Source organism: Sulfurovum sp. MH2-6, from assembly GCF_058374785.1.
In genome coordinates, this window is sequence record NZ_CM178170.1 from 273,240 (window position 1) to 290,008 (window position 16,769).

The window sequence follows — 16,769 nt, forward strand, 5'->3', positions numbered from 1 at the left end:
AACTAGGATAGATCTTAGCATTTTTTGAAATGTTAATATATATCTTATTTGTACAGGAGAGATAGTGAGAAGAGTAGTAGTGACAGGTTTGGGGATGATTAACTCTCTAGGACTTGAAAAAGAGAGTGCATTTGCTGCAATGATTGAGGGTAAATGCGGTATCAAAAAGATTTCATCATTTGATACAGAGAAGCACTCAGTAAAGATTGCAGGAGAGATCACGGATTTTGATCCGTCTACTGTTCTGGATGCAAAAGAAGCAAAAAAGGCGGATAGATTTATCCAGCTTGGAATGAAAGCTGCACAGGAAGCGATGGATGATGCCAATCTTCCTGAAGGAACAGACAAAGACAGATTCGGGATTGTATCCGCATCGGGGATCGGTGGTCTTCCGAATATTGAGAAGAACTCTGTGATCTGTGAAAACAGAGGGCCAAGAAGAATCTCTCCATTCTTTATTCCCTCTTCATTAGTGAATATGCTTGGTGGATTCATCTCTATTTACCAGGGGCTTAGAGGACCTAACCTTTCAGCAGTTACGGCTTGTGCAGCAGGTACGCATGCGATAGCTGAAGCTGCAAAGAGTATTATGGTCGGTACCTCTGACAAGATGCTTGTTGTAGGTGCTGAAGCTGCGATCTGTGAAGTAGGGATCGGTGGGTTTGCTGCGATGAAGGCACTCTCTACACGTAATGATGATCCTCAGAGTGCATCAAGACCGTTTGATGCAGAGCGTGACGGATTTATTATGGGTGAAGGTGCCGGTGCATTGGTATTGGAAAGCTATGATGATGCAGTAGCACGTGGCGCAACGATCTATGGAGAGTTGGTCGGATTTGGTGAGAGTGGGGATGCAAGCCACATCACTTCACCGTCAATGGACGGTCCGCTAAGAGCGATGCAAATGGCATACAAAATGGCAGGAGAGCCGAAAGTGGATTATGTCAATGCACATGGTACATCGACTCCTGCAAATGACAAGAATGAGACAGCTGCACTTAAAGAGCTCTTTGGAAGCAAAGAGAATTGTCCTCCGGTAAGTTCTATCAAGGGACAGATCGGGCACTGTCTTGGTGCTGCAGGTGCGATCGAGGCTGTCACATGTTTGATGGCGATGAGAGACGGTGTAGTTCCTCCGACGATCAACTATACGACTCCGGATGAAAACTGTGATCTTGATTATGTACCGAATGAAGCGAGAAAAGCTGACCTTAACATTGTTATGAGTAACTCATTTGGTTTTGGTGGAACAAACGGCGTAGTGATCTTTAAAAAAGTATAAGGAAATAAGATGGCCACATACTTAGAGTTTGAGAAGAAGATCGAGCAGATACAAGAAGATATCGTATCTGCACATGCCATTGCCAATATGGACAGTGTAGCAAGGTTGCAAAAGGATCTGGAAAAAGAGGTGAATAAAACATTCGGTTCACTCTCAGACTTTCAAAAACTTCAACTGGCACGTCACCCTGACAGACCCTATTCACTGGACTATATTAAGGCGATCATGCATGATGCTTATGAGATCCATGGGGACCGTGCTTTCCGTGATGATCCTGCGATCCTCTGTTATATCGGTTGGATCGGTGATCAAAAAGCGATGGTGATCGGTGAACAGAAAGGGCGAGGGCAGAAGAATAAGATCAAAAGAAACTTTGGTATGCCAAATCCTGAGGGGTATAGAAAAGCACTTCGTGCAGTAAGACTTGCAGAGAAATTTGATATCCCTGTATTGATGTTGATAGACACTCCGGGTGCCTATCCCGGTCTGGGTGCAGAAGAACGCGGACAGAGTGAAGCGATCGCAAAGAACCTTTTTGAATTTGCAGCAGTAAAAGTACCGCTGATCTCAGTGGTGATCGGTGAAGGTGGTTCAGGTGGTGCCCTGGCTATCGGTGTGGCTGACAAGCTTGCGATGATGCGCTACTCTGTCTTTTCTGTTATCTCTCCTGAAGGGTGTTCTGCGATCTTATGGAACGATCCGAGTAAGGTAGAGGTAGCTACCAAAGCGTTGAAGATCACACCAAATGATCTGTATGAGCATAAACTTGTCGATGATGTGCTTGAAGAGCCATTGATCGGTGCACACCGTGATAAAGATACCGCGGCAGAGGTGATCAAAGCGTACTTCCTGGAGAATGTCAAGGCCCTTAGGGAACTAAGCGAAGATGAACTTCTGGAGCAGCGTTATCAAAGACTGACTGCTGTAGGCGCCTTTTCTGAATAAAACATAAAATAGACAAAGTCTATTTTCCTCGTTGAGACTATGTCCCCTTCATCAGGGGGCTCAAGCGATTCGTCGCTTTTTAATTTTCTAACAAATAATAGAGTAAAAATGATACATGAACTAGCACAAACCATCGTCTCTTATATCGGTGACCTTGGCTATGTGGGTATCTTTCTGCTCATGTTTCTTGAGAGTACCTTTTTCCCTTTTCCCAGTGAAATCGTAATGATCCCGGCAGGTTATCTTGCCTATCAAGGTGAGATGAATCTATACGGGGTAGTTTTTGCCGGTATCTTCGGTTCTGTGGCCGGTGCACTCTTTAACTACTATCTTGCGGTCTATGTCGGGCGAGCATTTATCCTGCGTTACGGCAGATACTTTTTCGTCAAAGAGAAGACGATGGATAAGCTCGAAGCGTTTTTTAAAACACATGGAGAGCTCTCTACCTTCAATGGCAGGCTTGTCCCGGGTATTCGTCAGCTGATCTCCCTGCCGGCAGGATTGGCACGCATGCATGTGGGAAAATTTGCTCTCTATACGGGACTTGGTGCGGGTATCTGGGTGATCGTATTGGTCACACTGGGATATCTGCTTGGATCACAGGAGGAGCTTATCTCTGAGTATCTCCGTTCTGCGACGCTGATCGCCCTTTTGAGTGTGGTGTTGATCACGCTCTTTTATATTGTACGGCATAAAAGACGTCAGAAGATCCTGGACAGAGATTAGTCCAGTATCCAGGAGAGATATTTTTTCTTTTTGATTTTTACTTTTTTGAGTGCTTTTTTCACTTTCTCTATCACCGTATGATGCAGTGCGATATAAGCATTGTTATCGGTGATATCTATCTTGCCTATCTCTTTGGCATCGATACCTATCTCTTTACAGAGGGTTCCGAGAACATCCCCTTTTCTGAGCTTGGTTTTTTTCCCTCCGTTGAGACAGAGGGTATCGTACTCTGAGCGCATTTTATAGTCACGCTCACTGCGTAATACATCCAGTTTACCCTTTCGTGCCATTGAGGTGATATAGCTGCACTTTGAATGCTCTTGAGGCGTATAGAGTGATAGTGCCCTCCCTGAAGCCTCTGCACGGCCTGTCCGTCCTATACGGTGTGTATAGACCTCTTTGTCAAAAGGAAGATCATAATTGATTACCAGCTCTATCTCTTTGATATCAAGTCCCCGGGAGGCAACGTCTGTCGCTACAAGTATACGTTTGGATCCATTGGAGAAAGCGATCACCGATTCGTTGCGTGCCCTTTGATCCAGGTCACCTTGCAGGTCTATAACAGAGTGACCGAGTGAATGGAGCCTGTCAGCAAGAGAAACGACATCCGCTTTCGTGTTGCAGAATATCAATAGGGAAGCCGGTTTATAGCTATTGATAAGCGTGATGAGCGTGTGAAACTTATCAGAGGTCTCATAGACGATCTCATCGATTTTCGCAGCTTCCTGCGCTGTATCCACTTTGATCGTGAGCGGATGGATGAGTAGTGTTTTGCTCAGTTGTTCTATCTTGGCAGGAAAAGTTGCCGAGAAAAGGAGTGTCTGTCTTGGTGAAGGTATATTGGACGCAATAGCTACTATCTCATCATAGAAGCCCATGTCCAGCATCTTGTCAGCCTCATCAAGTATCAGGGTTTTGATGCTATCAAGTTGCAGTGTATTCTTGCCCAGATGGTCTTTGAGTCTTCCCGGTGTCCCTATAAGTATATGTGCCCCTTTTGCCAAAGAGTCGGCTTGCGCACGTAGCGGAACACCGCCATAGAGTGTAAGGATCTTCAGGTTTGCTTTGTATGCAGCCACTTTTCTCAGTTCTGTTGCAACCTGCTCGGCAAGTTCACGTGTAGGTGTGATGATGAGTGTCTGGGGCTTATTATACGCTACATCGGTACAGATAATTGAAGGCAAACCAAATGCAAGGGTCTTCCCCGAACCGGTTTTGGATTGAGCCAAAACATCTCTGCCATCAAGTATAGAAGGAATACTCTCTTCTTGTATCTTTGTCATCTCTGTATAGTGAAGTGTCTTAAGTATAGTTAAGAGTGAAGGTGGGATTGCGGTGATTGTATTAAATTGTGCCATGATTTTCTTTGTAAAGATAGTTGAAAAAATTTATTGTGAGAGAGTGTATAAAACGGGCATGAAAGCCCGCGAGATGTAGAAGAATTAAGCGTTTTCTTGTTGCTCTTTTCTGTACTTTAGGATCATTGCAAGTGCTTCATCTTTTAAAAGAAGCTTCTCTTTTTTCATCTGCTCAAGCTCTGTATCTGTAAGGTGAAGTCTTCCTTCATCAGCATCTGTTGTCTGTTGATCAAGCTCGTTGTGCTTTTCAAAGATTTTTGCAAAGTGTGCATTCTCTTGTTTTAGTGCACTGATTTCATCTCTATATTCGTGTAGCATTATCTACTCCTACTCTTTTTTTATAATTATATCTTTTATGTTCTATACTCTGCATTAATTTTGACATACTCATAGCTTAAATCACACCCGTAAGAGGTGTAAGCACCGTCTCCCAACCCTATATCACAGGTGACTCTGAAGCTTTCCTGTTTCATGATCTCATAGGCTTTCTCTTCACGTGCCTTATCAAGCTCTCTGTTGTCACGATCATAGATCAGCAGATCATCATAATGGATCACAAGTTTTTCATCATCACAGGCGATCCCCGAAGCACCGATCGTTGAAGCGATACGTCCCCAGTTTGGATCTTCTCCAAAGAGTGCAGTTTTTACAAGCAGTGAGTTTGAGAGGGCGATACTGGCACTGCGTGCCTCTTCCTCGCTTCTTGCACCTTTGACTTCAAAGGCTACCAGTTTGTTCGCACCTTCACCATCTTTGAGGATCATCATCGCAAGCTCGAACATGATCTTCTCCAAGACCTCTTTAAAGGCCTCTCTGTGGTAGTTTCCTGAAGTTCTGTTTGCAAGCAGCATCACCGTATCGTTGGTAGAGGTATCTCCGTCTACCGAGATACGGTTGAATGACTGCTCTGTACTTGACTGAAGCAGGGCATCCATGTCAGGCTTAGGGATATCCGCATCGGTTGTGATAAAACAGAGCATTGTCGCCATCGCAGGGTTGATCATCCCTGCACCCTTGCAGATCGCAGCGATATTGAAACTCTCTCCGTTCCCAAGCTCTACCCTGTAGGCAAGTTCTTTTTTGAAGCTGTCGGTCGTCATGATCGCACGTGCAGCTTTGTGAGAGTCCCTAGCGTTGAAGTCAAGCAGATCAAAAGCCGAAGTGATTTTATCCATTGGAAGGCGGTACCCGATGACTCCGGTTGAAGACATGACAGGGTTGCGTACATCGATCTTTGCAGCAAGTTTTGACATGATCGTCTCGATATCCTCAATGCCCTTTGGACCGGTCATCGCATTGGCATTTTTGGCATTGATCAGCACGAAGTCTGTCTGGAAGTTCTCCGGGTACTTTTGGAAGTGTTTGATCGGTGCAGCCTGAAAGTTGTTTTTGGTAAAGACCGCACTGATATCGCAAGGGAGTTCCGAACGGATAAATGCAACATCTCCATCCTCGGAGTTGGTGCGCATGCCGACATTGGTTGCTCCACAGTAAAATCCCTGAACATTCTCCAGCCCTTTGTCTAAAGGTGTAATTTGATACATTGTTAATTCTCCATTTGATAAATAGTATATGAATAATCGGGTAGCAAGAGAAAAGGTCTGCTAGACGTACCTTAACTCTTCGGGTTTCTCTTTACGTCTGATCAGACTTTTCGCTTTAGCGATCCCCTCACTCGTACCGATCAGCAAAAGTTTTGATTTTGGCATGATGATCGTCTCTCCGTTAGGCATAGGGATAAACTTATCATCTTTCTGACGGATACCGATGATCGTAACATTGGCAACATCACGCAGTCTTGCTGTTTTGATCTTCTTCAGTGCCAACCATGAGGTTTTTGAGACTTTCGCCTCTTCCATATCCAGAGGTGTGTCCTGTTTATAGAGGAACTCCTGAAGCAGGTTCTCCATATCCGGACGTGCCGCCATCGCGTTGATACGCTGTGCCAGCAGTTTTGTTGCCGTGACGACTTTATTGGCACCCAGTTTAAGCAGCTTCTGGTCATCCTCGCTGCTTTTTGCATTGGCGATGATCAGGTAGGGCTGTCCTCTGTGGATCTCACTCTCGTAGAGTCGTACCGAGGCAATGGTTGCAATGTTGTCAGCGATATTGTCAGCCAGGGTAATGACCCCTTTGGCTGAAGAGAGATGTGACTTGAGTATCCCCTCTTCTGTATGCGGTTCAGCAGAGACAAAGTAAGGGTAGTGATACTTCTTTGCAACCTCTTCCATATCCTCTCTGGGATCGACAACCACAAAAGGAATGTGGTTTGATCTGAGGTGTGTGGTCACTTGAATCGTATATTCATTGTGATAACAGACGACGAAATGCTGCTTTAGTCTTGCAATCTCATAAAGCATTTTACGCTCCTTAGCAGTTTTTTGAAACTCACCTTTTTTGACCACCTCTGCGATAATACCTATGGCGATCGAAAATACAACGAAGCCGAAGATAATCAATGTAATCGTGAAAATACGTCCTGCATCCGAGATGGGTCTAATCTCACCAAATCCCACTGTAGTAAAGGTAATTCCTGTTTGATAGATCGCATCCATCAATGGAAAATTGTCGATAACCATATAGCCTAGAGTTCCGGCCAGCATTACCAGTACAGTAAGAATAAGAGGGAGTCTAAATGGAGCTAAATGACTGTAGTATTCATCATTTAGTGTTATATGCGGTTTTGGGGCGCTTCTCCAGCCGAGAAACTTTTTGAATCTTTGGATCGGACCCAAAGGTGTGTATCCCGAAAGAGTGGGATACTAGTTAGCTGCAGCTTGTGCAGCTTTCTTTCTCATTGTTCTAAGTGTAGAAGCAGCAACTTTGATTCTTTTCGTTGTACCATCCTCAAGTGTGATCTTTACAGATCTTAGGTTTGGAAGTTGTCTCTTTTTAGTCTTGTTGTTAGCGTGTGAAACGTTATTTCCAACAAGTGGACCTTTTCCAGAAACTGAACATCTTCTTGCCATGATATTTCCTTTATAAAATTATAGATAAATTCAACCTGTCTATGCAAAGGGCGAATATTTTGTGCGATTATAGAGTAAGTGACCATAATTTTTGCTTAATATAAACAATCCGTTCATTTTAACAAAGAGAGAGGAGTGTTTTTTCATCATTCTGATCCCTTCAATCCCGATATTTGGCATCTTATCATCTATATTTCGTTATAATAACTACAAATTATATCATATAGGGATGTTATGTTAGTTGCACCGAGTATTTTATCGGCAAATTTTGGAGAATTGGCAAAAGATGTAGAGGCTATCTGTGAGGGGGGATGCGATCTTGTGCATGTGGATGTGATGGATGGACACTTCGTTCCCAACCTTACGATCGGGCCTGTAGTGGTAGAATCTGTAGCAAAAGCTGCCACCAAACCGTTGGATATTCATTTAATGGTAGAGAACAATACCTTTTTTGTAGATCTTTTCGCCCCTTTGAAACCGGGATTTATCTCTTTTCATATCGAAGAAGAAAAACACCCGCATAGACTCATTCAAAAGATCAGAGCCCTGGGGATACGTCCGGCTGTCGTACTCAACCCGCATACACCGCCCGAGGCGATCGAGTTTTTACTCGAAGATGTCGATATGGTACTTCTGATGAGTGTGAATCCAGGTTTTGGAGGACAGAAATTTATCCCATCAGTGATAGAAAAAGCCAAACGCTTGAAATCACTGATAGAAAAGAGAAATTCAAAATGTCTGATCGAAGTGGATGGCGGGGTCAATGATCTCAATGTCAAAGAGCTGGAAGCGGCAGGTGTGGATGTCGTAGTGGCCGGATCGTATGTTTATAAGCATCCAGAGGGTGTAGAAAAAGCGATCGCATCATTAAAATAAGTTGTTGAGAGTAGAGTCGTGCAGATAAAAAATAGAAAACTAAGAGTAAAGATATGCGGTATTACCAACTTAAGAGATGCACTCTATGCAGTAGAGTGCGGTGCAGATGCATTGGGATTTGTTTTTTATAACCAGTCATCAAGATATATCAGTCCCGAGGCAGCGAAGAAGATCATTGATAAACTCCCTCCATTTGTAGAAACGGTAGGACTGTTTGTCAATGAAGGTGTCGAGACGATCGATACGATCTGTAAATATACCGATATCTCCCGTGCACAGATACACTTTGAGGTCGATGAAGAGTCGCTTGACCAGCTGCATGAACAGGTATTGCCGGTCGTACGTGTTCAGAGTCCTGAGGATATCCAAAAATTCGATCACAGATACCGTTTGGTCGATGTCCACAGTGATGCATACGGGGGGACAGGAGAACGCCTCAACCTCGAGTGGTTCAAAGGGGTAGACTGTTCCAAGATCATTCTGGCAGGGGGGCTTACGCCGGAAAATGTGAAAGAGGTGCAGGGATACGGCTTTTACGGTGTCGATGTCAGTTCAGGGGTAGAGTCAATTAAAGGCAAAAAAGATCCTAAGAAAGTAGAGCAGTTTATCGCCAATGCAAAAGGTATTTGATGAGCTGACCATTGCATTTCGTAAGCATGGCGGTCTGTTGAAAGAAGAGCAGTATAAGCATATTGCCGTTAAGCATACAACACTTCTGGAGGATGCCGATACGATCTATATCCTTCTGCAGGCATCGGGATATCCTATCTCACAAAGGGAAGACAATAGTTATCAACTGGATACCTATTTTACTCCCTATTATGAACAACGTTACTGCGTGGTCGATATAGAGACAAATGGCAGTAAACCGGGAGACTCCCAGGTCATTGAGATCGGTGCAGTGATGGTAAAAAACGGTCAGATCATTGATCGTTTCGAGACTTTTGTAGAGTGTGCTTTCCTGCCGGAGTATATCACCAAGATCACCGGTATAGAACCTCAGGACCTGATCGGTGCACCCAGTAGAAAAGAGGCACTGACCAGATTGCGTCACTTTATGGGGGATGCGGTCTTTGTGGCACACAATGCCAGTTTCGATTATAGTTTTTTGGATGCCTCTTTTGAACGTTTCGGCCTTGGTAACATGGGCAATCCGAAACTCTGTTCCATTGATCTCGCGAGACGTACCTTTGAGAGTGAGCGTTACGGCCTGGCCTATCTGATAGATTTTTTGGGTATCGAGACAGCAACCCACCACAGGGCCTATAGTGATGCCTACTGTGCTTACCAGGTGATGAGAAAGAGTTTTGAAACCGTACCGGAGTATGTACGAAGTGCAGATGATCTTATCGTGTTTTCGACCTCCAGCAGGAAGGAGAGAAGCCGAAAGAGGGAGCGGGGAGCAGGGAACAGCTAGCAGATATGGTAAGCTTTTCTCTGAAAAGCTTTTATCAATTAAGGTTGGGGAAACCCCAACCATGTAACCCTCTTATTACTTATTACTTATTACTTATTACTTATCTTTTAAAATATGGTGTAAAAAGAGTATCTGTGCAAATACCGGAGCAAAGAGGTTGAGCAGAGGAAGATAGTTGAAGAGTGATCCGATCATTGCGATGAGCGTAGACTTTTTACTCTTTGCTTTGAGCACTTCCTTGTCGCTGATAAAGAGAGAGCCGACATCATAGACGGTAGGATCCTTGAGCAGGATCGACCAGAGGTATAGGATGACGACCTGACCGAGGATCGGTATAAAAAGCAGCGGAAGCAGCAGGATAAACAGTCCTATAAAAACAGCACTTGATTTCAATGTAATGAGCACGGAGGTCGTGATATCCGCACTTCCGGTAACAGGGATAGAGGGGTAGTGTTTTTTTGCCAGCGTGATCAACAGTTTTTCACTCATCAGTGCTGTAAAGAGTGAGACCATGATGATAAAGAGGGTATAGGCTATGAGCAGAGAGGCCAAAGAGGTGATCGTAGCAGTGAGCCACTCCCACGGTATCCAACCGGCATAGAGTGTGATCAGCCCAAAGAGAGGATCCCATGCGATCCAGCTTAGGATGAAGGTGCTTAGCAGCGAGAGCAGGGCGATCTTCACTACAAAAGTGACCACTGAGGGACTGAAGATATCCCGGAGGCTTTTGGTAACAATCCGTTGCATTAGAGATATTCGTTCTTAAAGCTTACATAGCGTTGTGCTGAAGCATAGAGTTCTGCAATCTCTTCATCCGTGAGTTCACGCACCACTTTTGCAGGGCTTCCCATGATCAGACTTCTCGGAGGGAACTTTTTATTTTTGGTGACCAGTGCATCTGCACCTACGATAGACTCTTTCCCGATCACTGCACCGTCAAGGATCGTTGCACTCATCCCGATCAGGCAGGCATCTTCGATCGTACATCCGTGAAGCATGACTCTATGTCCTACCGTCACATCATTCCCGATAACGGTAGGGTGACCATCACTCATATCCTCTTTTTTGTGGTGGGTGACATGGATCATACTGAGATCCTGTATATTGGTACGGTCTCCGATAGAGATATAGTGTACATCTCCGCGTACCACGCATCCAAACCATACCGCACTGTCCTCACCCATGGTTGTGCGTCCTATCACCGTCGCCCCTTCTGCTACCCAGGCATTTTTACCCAGTTTGGGTGTCCACTCTTTAAATTTCAGTAACATTTTTTCTCCTTTTTAGAGTGCATCATCTTGCACTATTTTTGGGATCTGAACAAGGTGCGTGATTACGTACCCTACGCGTTTTGATCAGCTCTCCTTTAGCAGTCTGTTTGCCAAACGGTTGACATAGTCCGGCGTCTCTTTTTTTGATTTGTTGTGTATTTTGTTGGTGTAGTCTTCCAGTATCTTGTGGTTATTGACTGATTTTCCCAGTTCCGGTACTTTCACATAGTTGCCATCCGGCTGAAGTTTCCAGTTGAGGTTGTTGTCCGCAAGCTGCAGTTTAAGTATCTGAATGACCTTTTGTGTATGGTGTTCTTCCGTGATCGGTGTCATCAACTCTACACGTCTTACCAGGTTACGCGGCATCAGGTCGGCACTGGAGATGTAGCATGTTGTCTTTGCATGCTTGAAGTAGTAGATACGGGGATGTTCGAGGTACTTACCGATAATGGAGTGAACCGTGATATTTTCACTCACCCCTTTGATCCCCGGTTTCAGACAGCAGATTCCTCTGATGATCAGATCGATCTTACACCCTTCCTGGGAGGCTTTATAGAGTGCTTTGATGATATCCTGGTCTACCAGGGAGTTGGCTTTGAGGATCATATGCCCTTCATTGCCGTGACGGCTCTCCTTTTCGATGAGGCGGAGCAGTTTCGGTTTGATCTGTGTCGGCGCCATATAGAGTGTGTCCAGCTTGGTATAGGTAGAGAAACCTGTAAGGAAGTGGAAAAAGTTTGTCGCATCTTTTACATACTCTTCCTTGGAGCTGAAGTAGGACACATCCGTGTAGATCTTTGCCGTACTCGGATTATAGTTTCCTGTCGCAAGGTGTACATAACTTTGCAGTTTCTTTCCTTTGCGTTTGATCACCTGTGCGATCTTTGCATGCACTTTAAGGCCAGGGATTCCATAGACGACATGTGCGCCTACCTCTTCAAGCAGCTTGGCCCAGCGAAGGTTGTTCTCTTCATCAAAACGTGCTTTCAGCTCGACCAGTACCATCACCTGTTTCCCGTCACGTACTGCATCGATGAGCGCTTTGACGATCGGTGACTTTGGACCGGCACGGTAGAGTGTCATACGGATCGCCAGTGTATCAGGATCTGCAGCAGCCTGGGAGATGAACTTGACGACGGGATCGAAGCTGTCAAACGGGTGGTAGAGCAGGATATCCTGTTTGTCTATGGCTTCAAAGATATCTTCGCTGTCAAGCGGCGGCAGTACTTTCGGACTGAAAGTAGGAAGCACAAGGTGTGAAAGGGAGTTCTCTCCCACGATCTGCCAGAGGCTTCCAAGGTCAAGAGGAATGGATTTGAAGGCGTAGATATCTTCCTGATCGAGGTTCAGGTAAGAGAGAAGGAACTGCACCAGGTCATTATTTGCTTCATCAAGCAGTTCCAGTCGGATGAATGAGCCTTTGTTTCTTGAGCGTAATCCCTCCTGGAGGATCTCAAGAAAATCATCGGCTTCCTCCTCTTCGATCTCGATATCGGCATTTCTGGTAACCCTGAACGGAGTAGAGGCGATACATTTGAATCCAGGAAAGAGTTCGGACGCAAAATACTCCACCACCGTATCGATCGGTACGAAAGTATGCTCAAGCTGGATAAATCGAGGCAGGATACGCGGGATACGGATCAGACCGTGCTTGATCTGATTGGAGTCATCTTTCAGCGTGAGTGCCAGACCGAAACTGAGGTTGTTCAAGTGAGGGAAAGGGTGGGTTGCATCTACGGCGATCGGGATGATGACCGGATAGATCTCATTGAGAAAGATCTCTTTGACCTGTGCCTGCTCTTTAGTGTTGAGGGTATTGTAGTTTTTGATATTGACGCCATAGGTATAGAGTTCAGAGACGATCGAGTTGTAGCATGACTCTAATGTCTCATGCTCTTTATGAAGGTAGTTACGTATCTCCTCAAGCTGTTCACCGGGTGTCAGCTTGTCAGGTCCGGTCTCCTGGATGCGTGCAGAGTAGAGGGATTTAAGCCCTGCAACACGTATCATGTAGAATTCATCAAGATTGGTTCCGTAGATCGCAATAAACTTCAGCCTCTCAAGCGGTGGAAGATTCTCGTCGAGTGCCTGAGCGAGTACCCGGGAGTTGAACTGCAGCCATGAGAGTTCACGGTTAAAATAGAGTTGTGATGAATTTAGATCCATTGACACGGTGTATCCTTTTGTCGTTTCTAGTGGAAATCGAAAAAAAAACTTATCTTCCCACATTATTTACTGCGCGTATTATAACAAAAGTTGTAAACCGACCGATAACGAATGATCAGAGCTTTTTGATCTTGGCGATCTCGTCACGCAGCCTTGCTGCCTCTTCAAACTCAAGACTTTTGGCTGCTGCAAGCATCTTGGCTTTAAGTTCCTTGATCACTTTTTGACGCTCTGCTTTCGGCATTTTGTCCATTTTGCTGCGTTTGTTATAGAGTTCGCCCGCGTCTTCGACTTTGAGGTCGGTATCCAGCTCCCTGATCGTCGTTTTGGGTGTGATATTGTGCGCTTTGTTATACTCTATCTGTTTTTGTCGCCTTGCCTGTGTGGTTTCGATCGTGGTTTTCATCGATTCTGTCACCTTTTTGGCATACATCAGTACCTTACCGTTGGCATTTCTGGCTGCACGTCCGGCAGTTTGTATCAGTGAGGTAGTGGAGCGGAGGAACCCCTCTTTGTCTGCATCGAGGATCGCTACCAGGCTCACCTCCGGCAGGTCAAGTCCTTCCCTGAGAAGGTTGATCCCTACCAGGATATCAAACTCACCAAGACGTAGCGAACGGATGGTCTGGTTACGTTCGATCGCATCCATCTCGGAGTGCATATAGCGTGCTTTCAGCCCCAGGTCATTGTAGTAGGTGGTAAGCTCTTCGGCCATCTTTTTGGTGAGTACAGTGACAAGTATCCGTTCCCCCCGTTCTATCACAGGTTTCATCTTGTCATGCAGGTCTTCTACCTGGTAGGTACTGTCAATGACCTCTATCTCGGGATCAAGCAGTCCCGTGGGACGTACCACCTGTTCTGCGGTTACCGAAGAGAGTTCCCCTTCGATCTGGGCCGGTGTGGCAGAGACGAAAAGATAGTGCGGTGCTTTGTTGATATACTCGTCAAATTTGAGCGGTCTGTTATCCAGCGCTGAGGGGAGACGGAAACCGTGTTCTACCAGTACCTCTTTACGGCTTCTATCCCCCGCATACATCCCACGGAACTGCGGGAGTGAGACATGTGACTCATCGACGATCACCAGGTAGTCATCATGCATCGCCTCAAAGTAATCCATCATCGAGTAGGGGGTCTCTCCCGGTTTTTTCCCTGTAAGGTGGCGTGAGTAGTTTTCGATCCCTTTACATATCCCTGTGGCCTCCAGCATCTCAAGATCAAACTCGGTACGCTGCTTGAGACGGTTATACTCTACGAGACGCTCCTCTTTCTGATAAAATGCCAGTCTCTCATCCAGCTCCTCTTCGATACTTTTGATCGCACGGGCGAGTTTCTCTTTTCCTACGATGAACTGGTTGGCTGAGTAGACGACGACCTCCTCTTTGTGTTCATCTTTCTCCCCGGTGAGGGAGTTGAAGGTATAGATATCCTCCACTTCATCTCCGAAGAACTCTACGCGTATGGCGAACTCCTCCGAGTAGGCCGGGTAGATGTCGATCACCTCTCCGCTCACGCGGAAGTTTCCGCGGTCAAAGTACTCATCGTTGCGTTTGTATCCCATATCGACCAGCTTGAGCAGCAGCGCTTTCTGGTCATACTCTTCTCCTACACAGAGCTTCTGGACGATCGTTTTATAGTCCTCAGGGGAACCCAACCCATAGTTGGCTGAGACGGATGCTACGACGATCACATCATCATGACTGAGCAGTGAAGCCGTCGCAGAGAGTCTCAGTCTTTCCAGCTCCTGGTTGATCGAACTGTCTTTTTCGATGAAGAGGTCCTGTCTTGGCAGGTAGGCTTCCGGCTGGTAGTAGTCATAGTAGCTGATAAAGTACTCGACATGGTTGTTTGGGAAAAAGGCTTTAAACTCACTATAGAGCTGTGCAGCCAGGGTTTTATTGTGTGTCATGATCAGGGTCGGCTTTTGTGTCTTTTCGATCACTTTTGCCATGGTGTATGTTTTTCCCGAGCCTGTTACACCCAGGAGTGTCTGATAGCGGTTGCCTGCGAGGATGGAACTGCTCAAAGCTTCGATCGCGCCTGGCTGATCTCCGGAAGGTTTATAGGGGCTGCTTACAGAAAATTTGGACACAAAATACCTTTATTTTTCTCTTGATTCTTGTTAAAATTCTGCTATTATAACACAACCAATTATCAAGGAGAAGAGTATGTCTGCATTACAAAGACTACAAGCGAAGATCGAGCAGTGGAGAGTGGATTTTGAAGCACTCAAAAGTGAAAATGCACAATTGAAGATTGAACTGCAAAATGCAAGCGGTTCCAAAGAAGAACAGGCCTTACAGATCGAAAGCCTAAAGCGTGAACTTGAAGAGAAAGATGCAGAGATCGAGAAGATCATTGCGCAGGTTGAGACACTCCTAGACTAGGGTTTTATCACCGAAAGGAATTGCCATGAAACAGGTCGGACTGACGATCTCCGGTCATCGTTACAACATCAATTTGGAAGATGAATTTGCTGACTTTGTCTATAGAGACTTGGAAGAAGCAGGTGTTGAACTCCACAAAGACAACAAACCCGATGCGTTGCTCAGAGCCTATCTCCGCCTGGCAAAGCAGGCAACCTCTTATGAGAGTGAGATCGAACTGCTGATCGAAACGCTCGAGAGTCTCTCTTAAGATTCTTTTAGAAAAACTGTAATTTCAAAAAAGGCATGAAGAAGTGAGACGACTTCTTATGCTTCTATTTTGCTTAACGCTCTTTTGAGAAACGCTTGATCCGACTCTTTCCCATCATATTGTGTCGTTCTATAGTGCACTGAGATCTTCGGTTCTACATGATTGATCTTTTTCCCAGCTAATGCCTGGTGGATACGTGCTTCAAAGATATGTCCGTTTTCATCTGTCGTGAATGGCATCAGTATGGCAAACTTGTTTTCACTATACCGGCAGGCAACATCACTCTCTCTGGCAGTCATAGAGAAAACTTCACCGATCTCTCTCATGAGCCTCTTTGTTGTTCTCTTGTTGTAAGCTTTGCTGTGATACCCATCCAAAGAGATCACAAGCAGTGTAAGCGGATAGCCATGTCTTACGGCACGGGCACAGAGCGTATGGAGCTCTGCATTGAAATATTTGCGGTTGAAGAGGCCCGTCTCCTCATCATGGATCGCATGTTTTTTCATCTGCAGATGGATGTAGACTCTGACAAAATAGATCAAAAGCAGTGCAAAGAACATCGCCAAAGAGAGGTTCCAGTAGAACATATTGACCATGCTTTTCTGTTTGAGATAAACCATGTTTTCAATGATCAGTGTAAGTTTTTCTATAGACTCATGGCACCGGACGGTATGGCGTTCCATCACCTGACTTGTCGCCGTGGAGTGTTGGATAAACTCTTTATGCTGCTCCCAGCATCTTTGTGCATCATCAAAATCTTTCTGGAGTGTCTGTCCCCCGAGGTAAAAGTGTGAGTTTTGATGTCTGCTGACCCACCCTTTGATCGATTGAAAGCTCTGATCGATCTCTTTGACAAGCACAGGATCTGGATCGAAAGCGCTAGAAGCCAGTACCCCTTCCATCCAGGCAGTTTTATGAACGACCCTGGTGTCACCCTCCAACTCCTTGAAAGCGCTGTGAAAGAGATAAAATGCGATAGGGATGAGTCCAACAACGATATAGAGCAAAAGTGTGATTCTAAGGGATTTCCACTCTTTTCTGTGATACATGATCCATTCCCCTTTCTTCTCTGTTATTTCGGGATTTGTGATATATTGTATCTATTCTATGGTTAAAAAACATAGT

The 16,769-nt window shown here is 45.3% G+C and carries 18 protein-coding genes; 8 read left to right on the forward strand and 10 right to left on the reverse strand.

Annotated features, from left to right (window positions below; genetic code table 11):
• Nucleotides 1-64: 64 nt before the first annotated feature.
• The 3 genes from AC4JOV_RS01345 to AC4JOV_RS01355 all read left to right on the forward strand — a co-directional run bounded on the left by AC4JOV_RS01345 (nucleotide 65) and on the right by AC4JOV_RS01355 (nucleotide 2,953).
• Complete coding sequence (locus AC4JOV_RS01345) at nucleotides 65-1,282, forward strand: beta-ketoacyl-ACP synthase II (protein WP_229936917.1); 1,218 nt, start codon at nucleotides 65-67, stop codon at nucleotides 1,280-1,282.
• A gap of 9 nt (nucleotides 1,283-1,291) precedes the next feature.
• Nucleotides 1,292-2,227, forward strand: a complete 936-nt coding sequence (gene accA / locus AC4JOV_RS01350; protein ID WP_229936916.1) for an acetyl-CoA carboxylase carboxyl transferase subunit alpha — start codon at nucleotides 1,292-1,294, stop codon at nucleotides 2,225-2,227.
• Between the two features lie 108 nt (nucleotides 2,228-2,335).
• Nucleotides 2,336-2,953 (forward strand): DedA family protein, encoded by a 618-nt coding sequence (locus AC4JOV_RS01355; RefSeq protein WP_229936915.1) that lies wholly within the window; start codon nucleotides 2,336-2,338, stop codon nucleotides 2,951-2,953.
• On the opposite strand, the gene dbpA is transcribed toward AC4JOV_RS01355, so the two are convergent.
• From dbpA to rpmB, 5 genes are all read right to left on the reverse strand, one after another.
• Nucleotides 2,950-4,311, reverse strand: coding sequence for an ATP-dependent RNA helicase DbpA (dbpA, locus tag AC4JOV_RS01360; RefSeq protein WP_229936914.1), 1,362 nt, complete (start codon nucleotides 4,309-4,311; stop codon nucleotides 2,950-2,952). The two genes, AC4JOV_RS01355 and dbpA, sit on opposite strands and share 4 nt — an antisense overlap.
• A gap of 84 nt (nucleotides 4,312-4,395) precedes the next feature.
• A complete protein-coding gene (locus AC4JOV_RS01365) occupies nucleotides 4,396-4,629 on the reverse strand; it encodes an HP1242/YdcH family protein (RefSeq protein WP_229936913.1) in 234 nt (77 codons plus the stop codon).
• 35 nt (nucleotides 4,630-4,664) lie between these two features.
• Nucleotides 4,665-5,855, reverse strand: coding sequence for a bifunctional glutamate N-acetyltransferase/amino-acid acetyltransferase ArgJ (argJ, locus tag AC4JOV_RS01370; protein WP_229936912.1), 1,191 nt, complete (start codon nucleotides 5,853-5,855; stop codon nucleotides 4,665-4,667).
• 60 nt (nucleotides 5,856-5,915) lie between these two features.
• Nucleotides 5,916-7,046 carry a potassium channel family protein gene (locus AC4JOV_RS01375; RefSeq protein ID WP_229936911.1) on the reverse strand — a complete coding sequence of 377 codons (1,131 nt, stop codon included), beginning with the start codon at nucleotides 7,044-7,046 and terminating at the stop codon, nucleotides 5,916-5,918.
• 27 nt (nucleotides 7,047-7,073) lie between these two features.
• A complete protein-coding gene (gene rpmB / locus AC4JOV_RS01380; RefSeq protein ID WP_229936910.1) occupies nucleotides 7,074-7,280 on the reverse strand; it encodes a 50S ribosomal protein L28 in 207 nt (68 codons plus the stop codon).
• Nucleotides 7,281-7,514: 234 nt separating this feature from the next.
• Here rpmB and rpe point away from each other — a divergent pair, with 234 nt between their 5' ends.
• Genes rpe through AC4JOV_RS01395 form a run of 3 tightly spaced genes read left to right on the forward strand, consistent with a single transcriptional unit; the run spans nucleotide 7,515 to nucleotide 9,573 of the window.
• Entirely contained in the window at nucleotides 7,515-8,156 is a 642-nt protein-coding gene (gene rpe, locus AC4JOV_RS01385; protein WP_229936909.1) for a ribulose-phosphate 3-epimerase, read from the forward strand.
• An 18-nt stretch (nucleotides 8,157-8,174) separates the two neighbouring features.
• Nucleotides 8,175-8,786, forward strand: coding sequence for a phosphoribosylanthranilate isomerase (locus AC4JOV_RS01390; RefSeq protein WP_229936908.1), 612 nt, complete (start codon nucleotides 8,175-8,177; stop codon nucleotides 8,784-8,786).
• Entirely contained in the window at nucleotides 8,770-9,573 is an 804-nt protein-coding gene (locus tag AC4JOV_RS01395) for a 3'-5' exonuclease (RefSeq protein ID WP_229936907.1), read from the forward strand. Before AC4JOV_RS01390 ends, AC4JOV_RS01395 begins: the two co-directional genes overlap by 17 nt.
• Before the next feature lie 96 nt (nucleotides 9,574-9,669).
• On the opposite strand, the gene AC4JOV_RS01400 is transcribed toward AC4JOV_RS01395, so the two are convergent.
• The 4 genes from AC4JOV_RS01400 to uvrB form a co-directional block, all read right to left on the reverse strand.
• Nucleotides 9,670-10,320, reverse strand: a complete 651-nt coding sequence (locus tag AC4JOV_RS01400) for an EI24 domain-containing protein (protein ID WP_229936906.1) — start codon at nucleotides 10,318-10,320, stop codon at nucleotides 9,670-9,672.
• Nucleotides 10,320-10,844 (reverse strand): gamma carbonic anhydrase family protein, encoded by a 525-nt coding sequence (locus AC4JOV_RS01405; RefSeq protein ID WP_229936905.1) that lies wholly within the window; start codon nucleotides 10,842-10,844, stop codon nucleotides 10,320-10,322. The genes AC4JOV_RS01400 and AC4JOV_RS01405 overlap by 1 nt, the downstream gene beginning before the upstream one ends.
• An 84-nt stretch (nucleotides 10,845-10,928) precedes the next feature.
• Nucleotides 10,929-13,016, reverse strand: a complete 2,088-nt coding sequence (locus tag AC4JOV_RS01410) for an RNA degradosome polyphosphate kinase (protein WP_256444097.1) — start codon at nucleotides 13,014-13,016, stop codon at nucleotides 10,929-10,931.
• A gap of 109 nt (nucleotides 13,017-13,125) precedes the next feature.
• Complete coding sequence (gene uvrB, locus AC4JOV_RS01415; RefSeq protein WP_229936904.1) at nucleotides 13,126-15,099, reverse strand: excinuclease ABC subunit UvrB; 1,974 nt, start codon at nucleotides 15,097-15,099, stop codon at nucleotides 13,126-13,128.
• Nucleotides 15,100-15,175: 76 nt separating this feature from the next.
• On the opposite strand from uvrB, the gene AC4JOV_RS01420 reads away from it, so the two are divergent.
• Together AC4JOV_RS01420 and AC4JOV_RS01425 are read left to right on the forward strand one after the other, a co-directional pair.
• The gene (locus AC4JOV_RS01420; RefSeq protein WP_229936903.1) at nucleotides 15,176-15,394 is read left to right on the forward strand and encodes a hypothetical protein; all 219 of its coding nucleotides are present in this window, start codon (nucleotides 15,176-15,178) and stop codon (nucleotides 15,392-15,394) included.
• Between the two features lie 25 nt (nucleotides 15,395-15,419).
• A complete protein-coding gene (locus AC4JOV_RS01425; RefSeq protein ID WP_229936902.1) occupies nucleotides 15,420-15,644 on the forward strand; it encodes a hypothetical protein in 225 nt (74 codons plus the stop codon).
• Between the two features lie 56 nt (nucleotides 15,645-15,700).
• On the opposite strand, the gene AC4JOV_RS01430 is transcribed toward AC4JOV_RS01425, so the two are convergent.
• Nucleotides 15,701-16,693, reverse strand: a complete 993-nt coding sequence (locus AC4JOV_RS01430) for a GGDEF domain-containing protein (protein WP_229936901.1) — start codon at nucleotides 16,691-16,693, stop codon at nucleotides 15,701-15,703.
• Nucleotides 16,694-16,769: the final 76 nt, after the last annotated feature.